Genomic DNA, 16,457 nt, shown 5'->3' on the forward strand with positions numbered 1-16,457 from the left:
TAAAAAGAGGAGGGGGATATAAATGTCCGAAAATCCAAAAAAAACCTATTATATATCAGTAGCTAGCGGTGAGATTTCCCAAAGCAGAGAAGCATCTCCGTGGGATTTTCAAATTTCTGCCAATGATGAGGAAATTACGGAGTTACGGGAGTATTTCGATCAGATTCATTCTACCAGCTGGCAAAATTTCTTCCGGGCGCATGTTCCGTATATACAGTATCATTATGACAAGGAAAATGATGCGATTGATGCTTTAACAAAAAAAGTATATGAATTCATTTATAAGCATGGCGACGAAGAAGCTAGAAAACATATTGCTTCAATGGGTCTTATGCATAATCAAGAATAAGTTATACAATCCTCTTTTCCATATGTTATGATGAAAACAGATAAATGGGAGTAGAGGGATTGATTATGTTTTATTTTAAAGATTTTTACGGCAATGATGTATACCTGTCTTTCCGTCAACATCCTTTTTCTGTTTACCCGAAGCATGTCTGGGTCATCTGCCGATATGAAAACAAATGGCTTTTAACTTTACATGAAGACCGGGGCTACGAGTTTCCAGGAGGAAAAGTCGAGAACGGCGAAAAGCCGGTTGAAGCTGCTGTCCGGGAAGTGAGGGAAGAAACGGGAGGAATTGTCCAAGATATCGTATATATTGGGCAATATAAGGTTATAGGAAAAGAGAAAACGATTGTGAAAAATATTTATTATGCGGAAATTGAGAGGCTCGAAAAACAGAGCACGTATTTTGAAACGTTAGGTCCAGTCCTGCTTGCGGACTTGCCTGAAAAAATTGAGGACGATCATCGCTTTAGCTTTATTATGAAAGATGATGTTCTAAAACGCAGCTTGGACAAAATTTATGCCGATTACATAAAATAGCTTTTAAATTCCTGAAAGTCGGTTTAGAAATTGTTTAAGGGGGTGTCTAATAAGTCGTTTTTACGGCTTATTGACGCCCCCATTAATGTGTTAGAAACGTTGATATATTGGTGTTTATGATTTTTTGTTTTCAATGGCGATTTGACTTTCTTGACAGCCTCTTATTGGCTTTTGATTAATGTTTTTTCAATTAGTTCGACAATTTTGTACATGATCGTTGCAAAGATGGCAATGATAACTAGGCTTAACAGCACAAGGGTAAAATTAAAAACTTGGAACCCGTAAATAATCATATAGCCTAATCCTTTAGCTGAAACGAGAAATTCTCCGACGATCACACCCACCCAAGATAACCCGACATTGACTTTCAAAGTAGAAATAATGGTTGGAAAAGATGACGGCAGGATCGCCTCTCTGAACACGTGCTTTTTGCCTGCCCCAAATGTTTGCAGCACTTTTATATAATTCGGATCCACTTCTTTAAAGGAAGTATAGACTACAATTGTAGTAATAATAACCGAAATGATTGTTCCCATCGCGATAATTGAGGTAAATCCGGGCCCAAGTACAACGATGAAAATCGGCCCAAGAGCTACTTTCGGCATTGCGTTTAAAACCACTAAATACGGATCTAATATTTTAGACAGCCTTGGAAACCACCATAATAGAGCAGCAAGTAATGTCCCGAATAATGTCCCAAAAATAAACCCCAAGACCGTTTCAAAAAGCGTCACGTTCAAATTGGCAAGTAATGTACCGTCCTGCAGTTTTTCAACAAATAAGTGAAAAATTTTTGTCGGCGAACTGAATATGAGCGGGTCTATCCATTTTTGGCTGGATGACACCTCCCATATGAGAAAAAAAGAAATAAAAATTAAGATTTGATAAAAGGTAATCCATTTCTTTTCTTTATGCAATCTTTGCAAATATTGTTTATGGAGGAGATCAATTGTTGTTGTTTGTTTCAAGCTGATCTAACTCCTTCCAGATTAAGTCAAAAAGTGAAGTATACGTTGGATGCTGCCTTGTTTTAAACGGGGATGTATCCCGCAATTCTTTTGGGACAGTAAATATTTTGGCAATTTTGCCAGGCCTTTTGGATAGCAGGACAATCCGATCGCTCATGGCGATTGCTTCCCCAATATCATGCGTGACTAGAATGGCTGTTTTTTTAAAATCCTTTAATGTTTGAAAGACTAAGTCTTCAAGCTTTAATTTCGTTTGATAATCGAGGGCGGAAAAAGGTTCATCCAATAGCAGCATTTTCGGATCTGTAGAAAGAGTGCGGACTAAAGCGGCTCTTTGTCTCATTCCGCCTGATAATTGATTCGGATATAGCTTTTCTACATTTTCGAGACCCATTTGGTGCAGAAGCTGAAATGTCCGCTTTTTCTCATTTTCATTCAGTTTGTTCAATAATTTTAATCCAATTAAAATATTTTCCTCTATCGTTTTCCATGGAAATAAATAATCTTGTTGCAGCATATAACCGACAGACGGTGTTGCGGAAGATATTTGCTTTCCGTTCAAAATAACTTGCCCTTCTGTCGGTTTCATGATACCGGCAATGATGGAAAGCAGCGTTGTTTTGCCGCAGCCGCTAGGACCTAGAAAGGATATAAATTCCCCTTCCTCTACTTCCAAATGGATGTCCTCCAAAGCTGTCGTTGCCGATTTTTTTGTAAAATAAGTATGGCTGACATGATCGATCGTTAAAAATGACAATCTCCTCCCCCCTTGTCGATAAATTTACTCCTTTTGAAACAACATTATATTTGCCACTTCGTTTGCTATGGACGTGTTGACTAATAGTTCATAATCAATTTTCTCCGGCAGTTCTCCTGCTTCTTCCATAATTTTTTGCAAATTGTTCCATTCGTCCTCATCTAACAGCGGGGTTTTTGCATAGGATCCTTGGCTTTTATAACGGTCAATGGAAGATATTAAAATATCGATCGGCGTATCTTTAAATTGCGGCGCTATCGTTTCGGCAATTGTTTCGGCGTCATGTTCTTCCACCCATTTTTGCGCTTTGTAGAGCGCTTTTGTGAATTTTTTCACCGTTTTATCATTTTTCTTAATATAGCTTTCTTTTGCCATAAATGTTGTATAAGGAACTTTGCCCGATTCCTTGCCGAAGGATGCGATAATGTGACCTTTTCCTTCTTTTTCAAAAATACTTGCGGTTGGCTCAAACAGTTGAACATATTCGCCTGTACCGGAAGCAAAAGCATTTGCAATATTCGCAAAGTCGATGTTTTGGATAAGGTTTAAATCTTGATGCGGATCGATGTTATGCTTTTTCAGCACAAATTCCCCTACCATTTGCGGCATGCCGCCTTTACGCTGTCCTAAAAAAGTGCTTCCTTTTAAATCTTCCCATTGAAAATCATCCAACTTGGCTCTGGAGACAAGGAAAGTGCCGTCCGTTTCGGTCAGCTGGGCGAAGTTAATGACTGGGTCATTTGCTTCTTGGGCATATACGTAAATGGACGTTTCCGAACCGACAAGACCGATATCAGCGCCGTTTGATAAAATGGCGGTCATTGTTTTATCTCCGCCCCAAGTAGTTTTTAATTCTACGTCCAGTCCTTCTTCTTTGAAAAATTCTTTTTCAATGGCTACGTACAATGGTGCGTAAAAAACAGAATGAGTGACTTCCGCCAGCCGAATTTTTTCCACTCCTCCGCCGCAGGCTGAAAGAGGTATGATGAAAAGGATCACCAATACGATGGAAGCAAGCCTTTTTTTCATGTGAAATCCTCCCTAATGATGTTCATATTAAAGGAAAAATGTTTAAATATATTTATCTAGGATAAAGTATGAAAAAAAAATATAATGTGTGATTGCCTACCTAAATGGAGGTTGAAAAGATGCTGAGAAACGGAGAAATAGTTGACAAACAAATTTTCCCATCACCGAACCCTTCGATTAAGCTTTCCATCGTGACATATATTTCTGAAGGACTAAAAGTGAAAGGTCTGTTAGCAGAGCCTGTTCAAGAAGGTGTTTATGATGGCTTTTTATATTTGCGCGGAGGGATTAAAAATGTTGGTATGGTCCGGGCAGGAAGAATTATACAATTTGCATCAAAAGGCTTTATCGTGATGGCTCCCTTTTATCGAGGAAATTTAGGAGGAGAAGGGAATGAAGATTTTGCGGGGAATGATCGTTTTGATGCGGTCAATGCATTCTATTTGTTGATGAAACATCCGCAAGTGAATCCGGATCGCATTCACGTTTTTGGCTTTTCAAGGGGAGGAGTCATGGCCTTGCTTACTGGGATTATATGCTCAAATGTTCGATCTGTTGTAAGCTGGGGCGGGGTGTCTGATATGTTTTTAACTTATGAGGAGAGAAAGGACTTAAGAAGGATGATGAAAAGAGTTATTGGAGGGACACCGAAGAAATATCCTGACCGCTATAAATGGCGGACACCGTTGTATTACCTTGAAAAAATGCAAGCACCCGTTTTAATCATTCATGGGGGAAAAGATGAAAACGTGTCAATTGAACATGCATATCGATTGGAAAGAAGGCTGAAAGAATTGGGAAAGCAAGTGGACAGCTGGTATTTCCAACATTTTAGTCATCATTTTCCGCCTCGGCATAACCGGATGGTTTTAGAACGAATGATAAAATGGATGAAAAATTGACCATTATATTTTTCATATGATACATACTAAAAAATGATCGATCAAATGAAAGGGGATTGGAGAAATGGGCATGCCGCTTGAATTAAATACGATGATTATTACAAAAGGGAAGGAAAAGCGGATAGAGGAAAACGTATTTCAGCTTGTCAAAGATGGCTATCGCCTTTATCCTATGAATATTCCTTTGGAAGTTCGAAAAACGTTGATAAGCGATCCTACAGGAACAGCTGAAATTATTAAATTGGAATGGGCTGATAACAAAACCGTGCTTACTTATAATCTCACTTCATTGTACTCAACCAATTAACCGTCACCATATTTCCGTTCATTTGCTGAACGGATTGTGGAAGGAGGAATTTGCTTAATTTTTTCGAGTACGGCTTCCATTTGTCTTATCATAAAAAATCGCGTAACCCCTTTTTCATAAAAGTTCGTTGAAAAAGGGGTTTTCGTCTAAAAATCTGCGTTGCCGATTTGTTTTGCCAAACCACATAAAAATATTAAAAGGCTATCGACAAAGTGATATGCTCCCCTTAAGGTAGACAGATTAAAATATAAAAAATCTGTTTTACCTTAGGGGGAGTTTTTCTATGTATAAGCAATATACAACAGAGCTCAAACTTGAAGTTTTACTTGCATATGAAAACCGAGAATGTACTATTCAAGAGCTTTGTAAAAGGTATCAAATTACTAAATATTCTTTAAGGCAATGGATAAAGACAAACGAGGAAGAAAAAAAGAAGAAGCAGAGTTATCTCCAGAAGAGAAAATGAAACTGGAGATGAAAAAGTTAGAAAGAGAAAATGAGCGCTTACGTGCGGAGAATCTATTTTTAAAAAAGTTAGAGGAAATCGAAAGGAGGTGAAAGTAAACCAAATCCGTTTTGAAGACAAGTATATCGCAATCCGGGAACTTCATGAGAAAGAAAACTAAGCATAATCTTATATGTGAAATCGCCGGTATTTCACGAGCTGCTTACTATAAGTGGTTAAAACGTTTTCCCTCAACATGTTGCAGAAAATATATTGAATCGTGAATTTACAGCGGAAAAGCCAAGTGAAAAATGGGTAGCTGATGTCACAGAATTAAAATAGGTTCATCAAAGAGAGCCTATTTAAGTGCTATTCTTGATCTATATGATGGATCAATTGTGAGCGATGTTTTAGGACATTCCAATCATCATCATCTTGTATTCAAAACGTTGGATCAAGCCACCGTACTTTTAAAAGGAGAGCATCCACTTATTCATAGTGACCGTGGGTTCCAATATACCTCTCATGGTTTTAAACGTAGGATAGACCAAGCAGAGATGACACAAAGTATGTCAATAGTAGGTAGATGTATTGATAATGGGCCAATGGTATCTTTTTGGGGAACGCTTTAAATGCGAGAAGTATTATTTACATAAGTATCAGACATTTAAAGAATTAGCTCTTGCGATGGATGAGTACAACCGCTTTTATCATTATGAAAGGTATCAAAAAAGATTAAGCGGCTTTAGCCCCATGGAATATAGAGCTAAAGCCGCTTAGGTATATTTTTATTATTTCTACAGTCTACTTGACAGGGGACAGTTCAAAGCTGTAGCCGAAAGTAAGTAATTTTTTTATATGATTGGACCGCCAAGTTCTTCAATTTCCTTCGGAACGTTCGAGAATTTTTTGAAGTTCTCTTTGAATGCTTTTGCTAATTCATACGCTTTTTGTTCATAAGCGTTTTTATCACTCCATGTTTTAATAGGCTGTAAAACTTCATCAGGCACTCCTGGAACATGAGCAGGAATCGCCAGCCCGAAAATAGGGTCTTTTACAGTTTCCACCTCATCGAGTTCGCCTTCCAATGCTGCCTGAACCATGGCTCTTGTATAAGCAAGTTTAATTCGTTTTCCTACTCCGTATTCTCCACCGGTCCACCCTGTATTGACTAAAAATACTTTCACATCATGTTCTTCGATTTTTCTTCCGAGCATTTCAGAGTATCTTGTAGCTGGAAGCGGAAGAAATGGTGCGCCAAAGCATGTGGAGAACGTTGTTTTAGGGGAAGTAATACCCCTTTCCGTTCCAGCAAGCTTGCTCGTATAACCGCTTAAGAAATGATACATAGCCTGTTCTTTCGTTAATTTGCTTATTGGCGGTAGAACACCGAACGCATCAGCTGTTAAAAAAATAATTGTGTTAGGGTGACCCGCAATGCTCGGTTTAGCAATATTGTCAATCGCTTCAATTGGATAAGCCGCACGGGTGTTTTCTGTTAATAAGGAGTTGTCATAATCAGGAATTCGTGTCGATTCATCAACCACAACGTTTTCCAAAACGGAACCGAATCGAATCGCGTTATAAATTTGAGGTTCTTTTTCTTCAGACAAACCGATGCATTTTGCATAACAGCCGCCTTCAATATTAAAAATACCAGATGAAGACCAGCCGTGTTCATCATCACCAATTAATCGGCGTTTTGGATCGGCGGAAAGTGTTGTTTTGCCTGTTCCCGATAAACCGAAAAAGAGCGCGACATCGCCTTCTTGACCGACATTGGCGGAGCAGTGCATTGAAAATATATCTCTTTCTGGAAGCAGGAAGTTCATGACGGAAAAGATAGACTTTTTCATCTCGCCTGCATATTCAGTTCCGCCGATCAGGATTATTCTCTTTTCAAAAGAAATAATGATAAATGCTTCTGAGTTCGTTCCATCCACAGCTGGATCTGCTTTAAAGGAAGGAGCGGAAACAATCGTAAACGGATTTTTATGCTCCTTTAAATCGTCTTGGCTTTTCGGACGGATAAACAGTTGGCGAGCAAATAAATTTTGCCACGCCAATTCATTGACCACTTGAATTGGAAGACGATATTTTTTGTCAGCTCCGGCAAATCCGTTAAAAACATAAATTTCATCTCTATTTTTTAAATATTGTATGACTTTTAAGTACAGTTTTTCAAAAACTTCTGATGAAATTGGCTTGTTGACGGGTCCCCAATCAATTAAATGCTTGACAGAATCTTCTTCAACGATGAATTTATCTTCTGGTGACCGGCCGGTATATTTGCCTGTTGTAACCGAAACTGCACCTGTATTTGTTAAAAAACCTTCTTTCCTAGCTAAAACTTTTTCTACAAGTCGTGCGACTGGTAAATTATGATATGCATTTGGTCCGCTGATCAACGAAGCTAATTCATTTGATACATCTACAATATTCATATACATACCATCCTTTTTTTGCATATTTGAAATGGTTTTATAGAAATAGTATAACACATTCGAAAAAATAATCCATCCTATTTATCGATTTTTGAAAATAATGTTTTTACTATATATTTTGCCTTCATTTTTGGGCATCATACGAATCATGATTGATCAGCTGATCCTGAAATAATGGATATCAGATGATTTGGAAAATTACAGAGAAGCTTTATTTATTGTTGACAAGTACTTTTTTGCTCCTGTATGATATACATTTGAACGGATACTCTTATCCCGAGTTGGCGGAGGGACAGGCCCTATGAAGCCCAGCAACCGGCTCGTTGAAAGAAGACAGTAGAATATGGCTTTCAAAATCGCGGTATTCTATGGACATACAACATGATGCGAAAGAATTCCATATTCATAGACGAGCAATGGTGCTAACCTGATGCAAGGTTATATCCTTGAACGATAAGAGTGAAAGGCAATGATGTTTATAACAACCTTTCCTCTGGCAGGGAAGGTTTTTTCTATGTATAAGAGAAATCTCGTTTAGCCAAGTTTTTCTTATCGTACGCAATTTTGATATGTATACAATAGTGGCGAGGGAATGAGTTCCGTGTCAATGTCAAGGAGTGTAGCACTCCATAAACATCATTTTAAGTTTGAGGAGGATGCAGTAAATGACAAAAAAGCGCCGTCTGTTTACATCTGAATCCGTAACGGAAGGGCATCCGGACAAAATTTGCGACCAAATTTCAGATGCGATTTTAGATGCCATTTTAGAAAAAGATCCGAACGCACGTGTAGCTTGCGAAACATCTGTCACAACCGGACTTGTATTAGTCAGTGGAGAAATTACGACAAGCACGTATGTGGATATACCAAAAATTGTGCGAGAAACGGTCAAAGAGATCGGCTATACGAGAGCTAAATACGGTTTTGATGCTGAAACTTGTGCTGTTTTAACATCAATTGATGAGCAATCACCCGATATTGCTGCAGGGGTGGATAAAGCTTTAGAAGCGCGAGAAGGACAAATGACTGATGAAGAAATTGAAGCGATTGGCGCTGGAGATCAAGGGTTAATGTTCGGTTTTGCATGCAATGAAACGAAGGAATTAATGCCTCTCCCGATTTCCATTGCCCATAAGCTTTCACGCCGGCTTACAGAAGTTAGAAAAAGCGAAGAAATTCCTTATTTGCGTCCGGACGGAAAGACGCAAGTTACGGTAGAATATGATGAAAATGAACAGCCGGTTAGAATTGACACAATTGTCATATCGACTCAACACCATCCGGAGGCAACTTTAGAACAAATTAAGCAGGATATTAAAGAAAAAGTAATTGATCTGGTTGTTCCAAAAGAACTGATCGATGAAGAAACAAAATATTTCATCAACCCTACCGGACGTTTCGTTATTGGCGGACCACAAGGAGATGCAGGATTAACGGGACGAAAAATCATTGTCGATACTTACGGAGGCTATGCGCGCCATGGCGGAGGAGCTTTCTCAGGAAAAGATCCGACGAAGGTAGACCGATCTGCAGCTTATGCGGCTCGTTATGTAGCGAAAAATATTGTCGCAGCCGGACTTGCAGACAAATGCGAGGTTCAGCTGGCCTATGCAATTGGTGTAGCGAAACCTGTCTCTATTTCTGTTGATACGTTCGGTACTGGCAAAGTAAGCGAAGATGTTTTAGTTGAATTAATTCGCAATAACTTTGATTTGCGCCCAGCTGGCATTATAAAAATGCTTGACTTGCGCCGCCCGATTTACAAACAGACAGCTGCTTACGGTCATTTCGGACGCAACGATCTAGATTTGCCATGGGAACGCACAGATAAAGCGGAAGCTTTGCGCGAACAAGCTCATCAATATTTGTAAAATAAAAAAGGTGTCCAATGCGATGCATGCATTAGACACCTTTTTGCTTTTACGGTCCGAATGCGACAAAACAGATGGTGCCTGCTGAAGCTCCTAGAACTATTCCCGCCAGCACATCTGAAGGGTAGTGTAGGCCAAGAAAAATTCTTGATAGTGCCACACTGAATGCGAGAGGAAGCAAAATCCATGTTAAGGCTGGAAAAAAGAGCAAAAATGGTGTTGCCACTGAAAATACAGCTGTCGTATGTCCAGAAGGAAATGAATGGTCAGTTAACGGATTTTCTAACACTTTTGTTTCAAATAATGTAAGATAAGGCCGTCTGCGTGGATAAATTCTTTTCACAATGAAAACCGGAATATGACTGAAAAAAAGAGCAGCTGAACTTGCCAAGGCAACAGTTTTTACAGGTTCATTAAAAAATAACATCAGCATTAAACATGTTGCAATTGAAAAAACAGCCCCTCCTAAATGAGTAATATACCGAAAATAAACATTCAGTCCTTTTCGTTCAAAATGCGAATTAATCAGTTTGAACAACTTGCACTCAAATTGGTAAAGCTGATTCAGCAGTCTGCCCATGTTAAAGTTCCTCTTTTCAAAAAGCAAAAATTCTTATAAAAAATTTTCTCTCATATTTATGTAAACTTCAACAAATCTAATAAAAATTTTACAAAATTTTAAAAATACATGAAGCTGCCCGGTAAAGAATGACATTTGAAAGAGAAAGTTTTAAAATGTTTTTATAAGCAATTTATATGTTGTTCATACGAGCAATATTTTTATAATATTGAGCTTTTTCGATATACTCGCGACGGATGCGTTCCATATCTTGAAGATCTTCTTCTGTTAATTCTCTAATCACTTTGGCGGGTCTTCCGAATGCTAAAGTTTTCTCAGGTATCTTTTTGCCTGGCGGGACAAGACTGCCTGCACCGATAAAAGCGCCTTTTCCGATTTCTGCTCCATCCAGAATAATCGAACCCATTCCAATTAGAGCTCCTTTCCGCACAATCGCACTATGGAGCAGAACTTGATGGCCGACGGTTACATCATCTTCAATAATTAACGGTTTATTTGGGCTCTGGTGCAGACAGCATTGGTCTTGAATATTGACCCGATTTCCAATAATAGTTGGGGCGACGTCACCGCGGATAACCGTCTGAAACCAAATGCTTGATTCATCTCCTATTTGAACATCGCCGGTGATTGTGACAAAATCAGCTATATAAGCCGAATCGCTAATTATAGGTTTTTTGTCTTTATATGGATAAATAACCATGGGAACCATCCTTTTCTTTTTTTCATATTATAACAAATTTTCCGTCATGTTCGGAAAGGAGTTAATTTATGTGGAAATGGGTAAGTTCTAGTCCTAAAGCTGCGATTGTCATCATTCATGGAGCTTTAGAACATCATGGACGTTACAAATGGCTGATAAAAAAGTGGCAAACAAACGGGTACCATGTTGTCATGGGGGATTTGCCAGGACAAGGAAATTCATCCTCCAGACGGGGACATGTCCAATCGTTTGATGAATATATTGATGAAGTTGACCGTTGGATCAGGGAGGCTCAATCTTTCCAATTGCCGCTTTTTTTGCTGGGGCATAGCATGGGCGGTTTAATAGCCATACGTACGCTGCAGAGAAATAAAATTCCGTTAAACGGGGTCATTTTATCTTCGCCATGTTTAGGAATTTTGCAAAAACCGAGTAAAGCGCTCGATCTTTTGGCAAAAGGATTAAATATTTTCGCGCCTAGGGTACGCTTTGATTCCGGTTTGACAGTTGAGATGGCAACGAGAAATAAGGAAATTCAAGACATAAACAGAAACGACTCCCTTTACGTAAGAAAAGTTTCTGTGCGCTGGTACAGAGAGCTTCTTCATGCCATTGAACTAGCATTTCAGCAGCTTCCGCAGTTTCCAGATGTCCCTCTTTTCGTCATGCAGGGAGGAGAAGACAAAATTGTTGATAAATCAGCAGTTCAAAAATGGTATAGTCAGTTGAATCTCACGGAAAAGAGCTATAAAGAATGGGAAGGACTATATCACGAAATTTTTAATGAACCGGAAAGAGAACTTGTTTTTCAAGATGCGTTGAGATTTACAGAAAGCCATTTAACATAAACACTGGAATTTTACAATGAAGAGGTGAGTTGATCTTTGAGTATACCTGAACACCCTATCAGCCTTATGTCAAGAGTTTATAGGGAAATTCTTCCGACCGTCCATTATTACTTAGATGGGTGGAAAAAAAAGGCTGAGGAAATACCGAATCCTGAATTGAGAAAGCAGGCGCTTGCAAGCATAAATACGAAGGCATTTCATTGCGAAGGAGGAAGCATTTTAGCGCTTTTGTCGAACTCTCATATAGAGGAATGCATAGAGTTTATCGTTGCTTATCAAACGATTAGCGATTACTTGGATAATTTATGCGACAGAAGCACTTCTTTTGATCCGGAAGATTTCCGCATGCTGCACCAATCAATGAAGGATGCGCTGTCGATTCATGCAGAATTAAAAAATTACTACCAATTTCGTGAGGACCAAGATGACGGCGGATATTTAAAAGAGCTTGTCATGACATGCCAAAGAATGCTGAGCCAATTGGAGAACTATCCGGTTATAGCTGGCTATTTGATGGAGCTTTGCGAATATTATTGTGAACTGCAAGTACATAAGCATGTAATAGAAGAGGAAAGAGTGCCAAGGCTAGTACAGTGGTTCGAACAATATAAATCTTCCCTCCCGGATATGCGGTGGTATGAATTTTCTGCCTGCGCTGGATCGACATTGGGCATTTTTTGTTTAGTCGCCTATGCATTTCAGCCCAGCTTTAACGAAGCGATTGCCAAAAAAATTAAAGATGGTTACTTTCCATATGTGCAAGGGCTTCACATTTTATTGGATTACTTTATTGATCAAGAGGAGGATCAATTGGAGGGCGATTTAAATTTTTGCAGTTTTTATGAAAGCACATCAGAAATGATGGAACGATTAGCTCATTTTGTACATGAAGCGGACAAAAATTTAAAAGGTATTCCGAACGAAAATTTTCATAAATTAATTAACCGCGGATTGCTCGGCATTTATTTATCTGATGACAAAGTATTAGTACATAAAGATTTAGGAAAGCTGGCTAAAAAATTAATAAAAAAAGGAGGAACAACCTCCGTTTTCTTTTATGTGAATGCTAGGGCATATCGAACGTTCCGAAAATGGAATTTGATTAAATCTTCTTGATGGATAAAGCTAGCCGGGATATTATTCCCGGCTATTTTGCTTGTGCGCCCGGCATGGGTGTAATCTATAGGGTGAAAGTCCCGAGCTGCGAAGGCAGAAGTAGCAGTTAGCTTAACGCAAGGGTGTCCGTGGTGACGCGGAATCTGAAGGAAGCGAGCGGCAAACTTTGGGTCTCTCGGAACACGAACTTCATATGAGGCTAGGTATCACTGGGTGAGTTTGCAAGACAAAACAAAGCCCTTTCTGCCGAAGGTGATACAGAGTAAATGAAGCAGATGGATGGAAGGAAAGATTACACTCTTACCCGGGGAGGTCTGGCTGGCACGCCAAGTAACCTTGGTAACCTATCTAGTGATAGATAGCTGAACAGTCAGAAGTCAGCAGAGGTCATAGTATTAGTTGGTCTAGAACAACTAAGAAGGACCGAACAATTAAGAGAGAATAGCCCTTGGCATTCAGTGAGTCATGATGAACACAGAAAACGTAGTACCTCACTTGAGGGAGGAAGCGGTGAATCCCGTGGGAGATCTCTTGGAGGGTGGAGTGACCACTGGCATAAAGAGAACAGCTATTCACGGAAGTTATAAAGACTTGCGTCAATTATCTTAATTGAACCGCCGTATACGGAACCGTACGTACGGTGGTGTGAGAGGACGGGAGTTAATCGCTCCCTCCTACTCGATTTTCGATTGCTACAATAAACGGAGGGGAATTTTTTTGGTTTAAAAACCGGTATTCAAGTACATGAGCAGTATGTTGATCGATTTGTTCGGCAAATTTAAGAAGCTCATCTCTCTCACGTTTTCCTTCCGGATGGCCGTGATAAACGACCAGCACGATCATTCCACCGGGTCTTAATATGGATAAAAGCTGCTTTACTGCTTCAATAGTTGATTCTGGTTTTGTCACAATGTTTTTTTGGCCACCGGGCAAATAACCGAGATTAAACATCGCACCGGCGATATGATTGTGATGTTTTTTCGGAATCGTATTGAAAATGTCATCATGACTGGAATGAAACAAAGTAACACGGTCGATTAAACCGCATTCCTTCAACCGTTTTTCTGTCTCTTCAAGCGCTTGTTTTTGAATATCATATCCAAACACATGACCTTGTTCGCCAACGAGTTGTGCTAAAAAGACGGTATCATGTCCGTTCCCGACTGTTGCATCAATAACGATATCGCCGTTTTGGACAGCGGAAGCCATCAATTTTTTTGCAAATGGAAGAATGCGAATGAGGTTCATTTTGACATCACTCGATCTTTTGTATAATACTTCCCTTGGTAGCTGTTTCGTTTTTCGAGTTCGGCATCAATGGCATTCAGCACTTCCCATTTGTTAACGCTCCACATCGGCCCTATCATTAAATCGATCGGACCGTCGCCTGTAATGCGATGAACGATCATTTCGGGAGGCAGTACCTCTAGCTGATCGCAAACTAATTGTACATATTCATCAAAGGATAAAAAGCGCACCATCCCTTTTTCATATTGCTTAACCATCGGTGTACCTTTTAACAAATGGAGCAGATGAATTTTAATTCCTTGAACATCCAGCTTAGCAACTTCTTTTGCAGTTTCCATCATCATATCGTACGTTTCAAGCGGAAGACCGTTTATGATGTGTGTGCAAACTCGGATTCCGTGCTTTCTGAGCTTGTTAACTCCTTCCACATAACATTCATAATCGTGCGCACGGTTAATTAAATCAGCGGTCCGCTGGTGAACGGTTTGCAATCCTAATTCCACCCAAAGATATGTCCTCTCATTTAATTCCGCCAAATAATCAACAACATCGTCAGGCAAACAGTCAGGCCTTGTAGCAATGGACAAACCGACAACTCCTTCGAGACCTAATACCGTTTCATATTTCTCACGAAGAACTTCCACGGGTGCATGAGTGTTTGTAAATGCCTGAAAGTAAGCAATATACTTTCCGTTTTTCCATTTCTCATGCATTTTGCTTTTAATGTCGTGAAATTGCGTAACAAGATCATCAGCTCTGTTTCCGGCAAAATCGCCCGACCCTGCGGCACTGCAAAACGTACACCCGCCATGTGCTACCGTACCGTCGCGGTTTGGACAGTCAAATCCTCCGTCTAAAGCAACTTTAAACACTTTATCTCCAAATGTATTTCGTAAATGGTAATTCCATGTATGATACCGTTTGTTGTCATTCGTATACGGAAATGGATTGTGGTTCGCCAATTCCTACTCCTCCTGTTTCGATATACTATCAAGACATTTTACCATGATTGCCAAACCAATCTCAAATAAGAATTTACCAGCTTTTTTCATGATGGAGCTTGCAGAAATAGCGAAAAATACAGTTGATGAAGAAAATTCTTCATCAAGGAGGGGATTTGTTTGGCTACTAGACAATCCGTGGAAGAGTGCATTCAACATTGCCAGCAAGCATTGGAATATGCAAATGAGCAATATATTGAAGGGCTGAAACAGGAGCATTACAATGATGAAGAATATACAAATGCACAGCAAAAGCTTCAAGATGCGCTTGCAGAAGTGGAAAAACTCAGTTTAAGCGCAAATGACCAGCAGCGGGAGCAGCTTCACCGCATGCGCCTTCAACTGCAGCACCTTCAAAATGAGATGATTTTGCTCGATCATTAAAATTCCAGGGCAAAGCCTGATTGTAGGCTTGCCCTTTAATTGCAATTATGATTTTTCATTTATTCTTTAGCCGATTTGATCTTATATATAAATTTGCATAGGGAAAGAATGGTTTTTGGAATAAAAACGAAAATATAGAATAAAAATATCTTTCAACAGATTGCGCAATTACCGATATAAAAGCTCGGCTCAATGCGAATGAACGATTACATTTTAAAACAAAATCGGATCAGTTTGTTGAACATCAGTCAAACTTCTAGCAAAAGCTGCTATACGACTATGTACATCATAATTTTTCCCTAAGATCAAGAGCCCCCGAACGAGTGGTTTTTATATGCGGAATCAGAAATGTTGATTGCATCTTTTCTGTATTATGTGTACTATATAATGTAGTACACATAATACAAAAGAGTCCTTTTTGTAAGAAAGAAGGGTATTTGATGTTTGAAATTGACCCGAGAAGTGCCACTCCGATATATGAGCAGATCATAAAAAAAATGAAAGAACTATGTATCAAAGGTGTGTTAAAGCCTGGCGATAAACTGCCCTCTGTAAGAGAGATGTCTTCCATGATTATCGCTAATCCTAACACGGTTTCAAAGGCTTATAAAGAGCTGGAAAGAGAAGGCTTGATTGAAACGCTGAGAGGACGGGGGACATTTGTATCGAAAATGGTGCAGAAAAAGCTGGATGAAGAGAAAATTGAAATAATTAAAGAGGAGCTGCGGCAAATTATGATCGACGCATTTTATGCAGGAATCAGCTTTGAACAAATATACCAATGGATGAAAGACATGAAAAACGAATTTGCCAATGCTTTTCATAAATAAAGTTTAGCAAAGAAAAAGTATTTGAATCTCTGCAGCGTGAGTTTCAGCTTGTTTGGCTAAAACGGTTCAGAAAAGATAAAGGAAAAACTTTGTTCGGAGGGCATATCTTATTCTTCTCGGTGTTATTCATGCAGCTTTG

21 protein-coding genes and 1 riboswitch are annotated in these 16,457 nt (G+C 39.3%); of the genes, 13 read left to right on the plus strand and 8 right to left on the minus strand.

What is annotated here, in order from left to right; all coding sequences use genetic code 11:
* Window positions 1-22 precede the first annotated feature (22 nt).
* Together NSS70_RS05445 and ytkD are read left to right on the plus strand one after the other, a co-directional pair.
* Window positions 23-349, plus strand: a complete 327-nt coding sequence (locus NSS70_RS05445; protein WP_063386567.1) for a hypothetical protein — start codon at window positions 23-25, stop codon at window positions 347-349.
* 65 nt (window positions 350-414) lie between these two features.
* Window positions 415-888, plus strand: a complete 474-nt coding sequence (ytkD, locus tag NSS70_RS05450; protein WP_094245279.1) for an RNA deprotection pyrophosphohydrolase — start codon at window positions 415-417, stop codon at window positions 886-888.
* A 161-nt stretch (window positions 889-1,049) separates the two neighbouring features.
* Here the strand turns inward: ytkD and NSS70_RS05455 are convergent, their stop codons facing one another.
* From NSS70_RS05455 to NSS70_RS05465, 3 genes are read right to left on the minus strand one after another with little or no spacing between them, the layout of a single operon-like run.
* The gene (locus NSS70_RS05455; protein WP_063386569.1) at window positions 1,050-1,856 is read right to left on the minus strand and encodes an ABC transporter permease; all 807 of its coding nucleotides are present in this window, start codon (window positions 1,854-1,856) and stop codon (window positions 1,050-1,052) included.
* Window positions 1,834-2,613 carry an ABC transporter ATP-binding protein gene (locus NSS70_RS05460; protein WP_066249444.1) on the minus strand — a complete coding sequence of 260 codons (780 nt, stop codon included), beginning with the start codon at window positions 2,611-2,613 and terminating at the stop codon, window positions 1,834-1,836. The genes NSS70_RS05455 and NSS70_RS05460 overlap by 23 nt, the downstream gene beginning before the upstream one ends.
* 24 nt (window positions 2,614-2,637) lie before the next feature.
* Entirely contained in the window at window positions 2,638-3,642 is a 1,005-nt protein-coding gene (locus tag NSS70_RS05465; RefSeq protein ID WP_339211088.1) for an ABC transporter substrate-binding protein, read from the minus strand.
* A 119-nt stretch (window positions 3,643-3,761) separates the two neighbouring features.
* Here NSS70_RS05465 and NSS70_RS05470 point away from each other — a divergent pair, with 119 nt between their 5' ends.
* The 6 genes from NSS70_RS05470 (at window position 3,762) to NSS70_RS05490 (ending at window position 6,076) form a co-directional block, all read left to right on the plus strand.
* On the plus strand, window positions 3,762-4,544 hold the full coding sequence (locus NSS70_RS05470; protein WP_066249449.1) for an alpha/beta hydrolase family protein: 783 nt from the start codon (window positions 3,762-3,764) through the stop codon (window positions 4,542-4,544).
* 64 nt (window positions 4,545-4,608) lie between these two features.
* Window positions 4,609-4,851: a DUF2584 domain-containing protein gene (locus NSS70_RS05475; protein WP_063386573.1), complete on the plus strand. Its 243-nt coding sequence runs from the start codon at window positions 4,609-4,611 to the stop codon at window positions 4,849-4,851.
* 283 nt (window positions 4,852-5,134) lie between these two features.
* On the plus strand, window positions 5,135-5,317 hold the full coding sequence (locus NSS70_RS20785; RefSeq protein ID WP_063386574.1) for a transposase: 183 nt from the start codon (window positions 5,135-5,137) through the stop codon (window positions 5,315-5,317).
* The gene (locus NSS70_RS05480) at window positions 5,254-5,409 is read left to right on the plus strand and encodes a hypothetical protein (RefSeq protein WP_157727914.1); all 156 of its coding nucleotides are present in this window, start codon (window positions 5,254-5,256) and stop codon (window positions 5,407-5,409) included. Before NSS70_RS20785 ends, NSS70_RS05480 begins: the two co-directional genes overlap by 64 nt.
* Before the next feature lie 285 nt (window positions 5,410-5,694).
* Window positions 5,695-5,928 carry a DDE-type integrase/transposase/recombinase gene (locus NSS70_RS05485; protein WP_339199046.1) on the plus strand — a complete coding sequence of 78 codons (234 nt, stop codon included), beginning with the start codon at window positions 5,695-5,697 and terminating at the stop codon, window positions 5,926-5,928.
* Window positions 5,894-6,076, plus strand: coding sequence for an IS3 family transposase (locus tag NSS70_RS05490; RefSeq protein ID WP_094245283.1), 183 nt, complete (start codon window positions 5,894-5,896; stop codon window positions 6,074-6,076). The genes NSS70_RS05485 and NSS70_RS05490 overlap by 35 nt, the downstream gene beginning before the upstream one ends.
* A 74-nt stretch (window positions 6,077-6,150) precedes the next feature.
* Here NSS70_RS05490 and pckA read toward each other — a convergent pair whose 3' ends face one another.
* The gene (gene pckA, locus NSS70_RS05495; protein WP_063386648.1) at window positions 6,151-7,740 is read right to left on the minus strand and encodes a phosphoenolpyruvate carboxykinase (ATP); all 1,590 of its coding nucleotides are present in this window, start codon (window positions 7,738-7,740) and stop codon (window positions 6,151-6,153) included.
* A 268-nt stretch (window positions 7,741-8,008) separates the two neighbouring features.
* A riboswitch (SAM riboswitch) is annotated at window positions 8,009-8,200 on the plus strand.
* A 205-nt stretch (window positions 8,201-8,405) separates the two neighbouring features.
* Between pckA and metK the strand changes: the two genes are divergently transcribed.
* A complete protein-coding gene (metK, locus tag NSS70_RS05500) occupies window positions 8,406-9,611 on the plus strand; it encodes a methionine adenosyltransferase (RefSeq protein ID WP_340881042.1) in 1,206 nt (401 codons plus the stop codon).
* Window positions 9,612-9,660: 49 nt separating this feature from the next.
* Here the strand turns inward: metK and NSS70_RS05505 are convergent, their stop codons facing one another.
* Together NSS70_RS05505 and NSS70_RS05510 are read right to left on the minus strand one after the other, a co-directional pair.
* Window positions 9,661-10,191 carry a phosphatase PAP2 family protein gene (locus tag NSS70_RS05505; RefSeq protein WP_066249451.1) on the minus strand — a complete coding sequence of 177 codons (531 nt, stop codon included), beginning with the start codon at window positions 10,189-10,191 and terminating at the stop codon, window positions 9,661-9,663.
* A gap of 172 nt (window positions 10,192-10,363) precedes the next feature.
* Window positions 10,364-10,891, minus strand: coding sequence for a gamma carbonic anhydrase (locus NSS70_RS05510; protein WP_063386577.1), 528 nt, complete (start codon window positions 10,889-10,891; stop codon window positions 10,364-10,366).
* 68 nt (window positions 10,892-10,959) lie between these two features.
* Here NSS70_RS05510 and NSS70_RS05515 point away from each other — a divergent pair, with 68 nt between their 5' ends.
* Both NSS70_RS05515 and NSS70_RS05520 read left to right on the plus strand, forming a co-directional pair.
* A complete protein-coding gene (locus tag NSS70_RS05515; protein WP_144596690.1) occupies window positions 10,960-11,739 on the plus strand; it encodes an alpha/beta hydrolase in 780 nt (259 codons plus the stop codon).
* Window positions 11,740-11,775: 36 nt separating this feature from the next.
* Window positions 11,776-12,855: a tetraprenyl-beta-curcumene synthase family protein gene (locus NSS70_RS05520; protein ID WP_063386578.1), complete on the plus strand. Its 1,080-nt coding sequence runs from the start codon at window positions 11,776-11,778 to the stop codon at window positions 12,853-12,855.
* 660 nt (window positions 12,856-13,515) lie between these two features.
* On the opposite strand, the gene NSS70_RS05525 is transcribed toward NSS70_RS05520, so the two are convergent.
* Together NSS70_RS05525 and NSS70_RS05530 are read right to left on the minus strand one after the other, a co-directional pair.
* On the minus strand, window positions 13,516-14,103 hold the full coding sequence (locus tag NSS70_RS05525) for a tRNA (mnm(5)s(2)U34)-methyltransferase (protein ID WP_340881043.1): 588 nt from the start codon (window positions 14,101-14,103) through the stop codon (window positions 13,516-13,518).
* Window positions 14,100-15,065: a TIGR01212 family radical SAM protein gene (locus tag NSS70_RS05530; protein ID WP_066249458.1), complete on the minus strand. Its 966-nt coding sequence runs from the start codon at window positions 15,063-15,065 to the stop codon at window positions 14,100-14,102. Before NSS70_RS05530 ends, NSS70_RS05525 begins: the two co-directional genes overlap by 4 nt.
* Window positions 15,066-15,224: 159 nt before the next feature.
* Here NSS70_RS05530 and NSS70_RS05535 point away from each other — a divergent pair, with 159 nt between their 5' ends.
* On the plus strand, window positions 15,225-15,488 hold the full coding sequence (locus tag NSS70_RS05535) for a YtzC family protein (RefSeq protein ID WP_063386581.1): 264 nt from the start codon (window positions 15,225-15,227) through the stop codon (window positions 15,486-15,488).
* Between the two features lie 440 nt (window positions 15,489-15,928).
* A complete protein-coding gene (locus NSS70_RS05540; protein WP_339199055.1) occupies window positions 15,929-16,318 on the plus strand; it encodes a GntR family transcriptional regulator in 390 nt (129 codons plus the stop codon).
* The last annotated feature ends 139 nt before the right edge of the window (window positions 16,319-16,457 follow it).

It is taken from the genome of Aeribacillus sp. FSL K6-2848, assembly GCF_038004325.1.
GTDB classification, from domain to species: domain Bacteria; phylum Bacillota; class Bacilli; order Bacillales; family Aeribacillaceae; genus Aeribacillus; species Aeribacillus composti.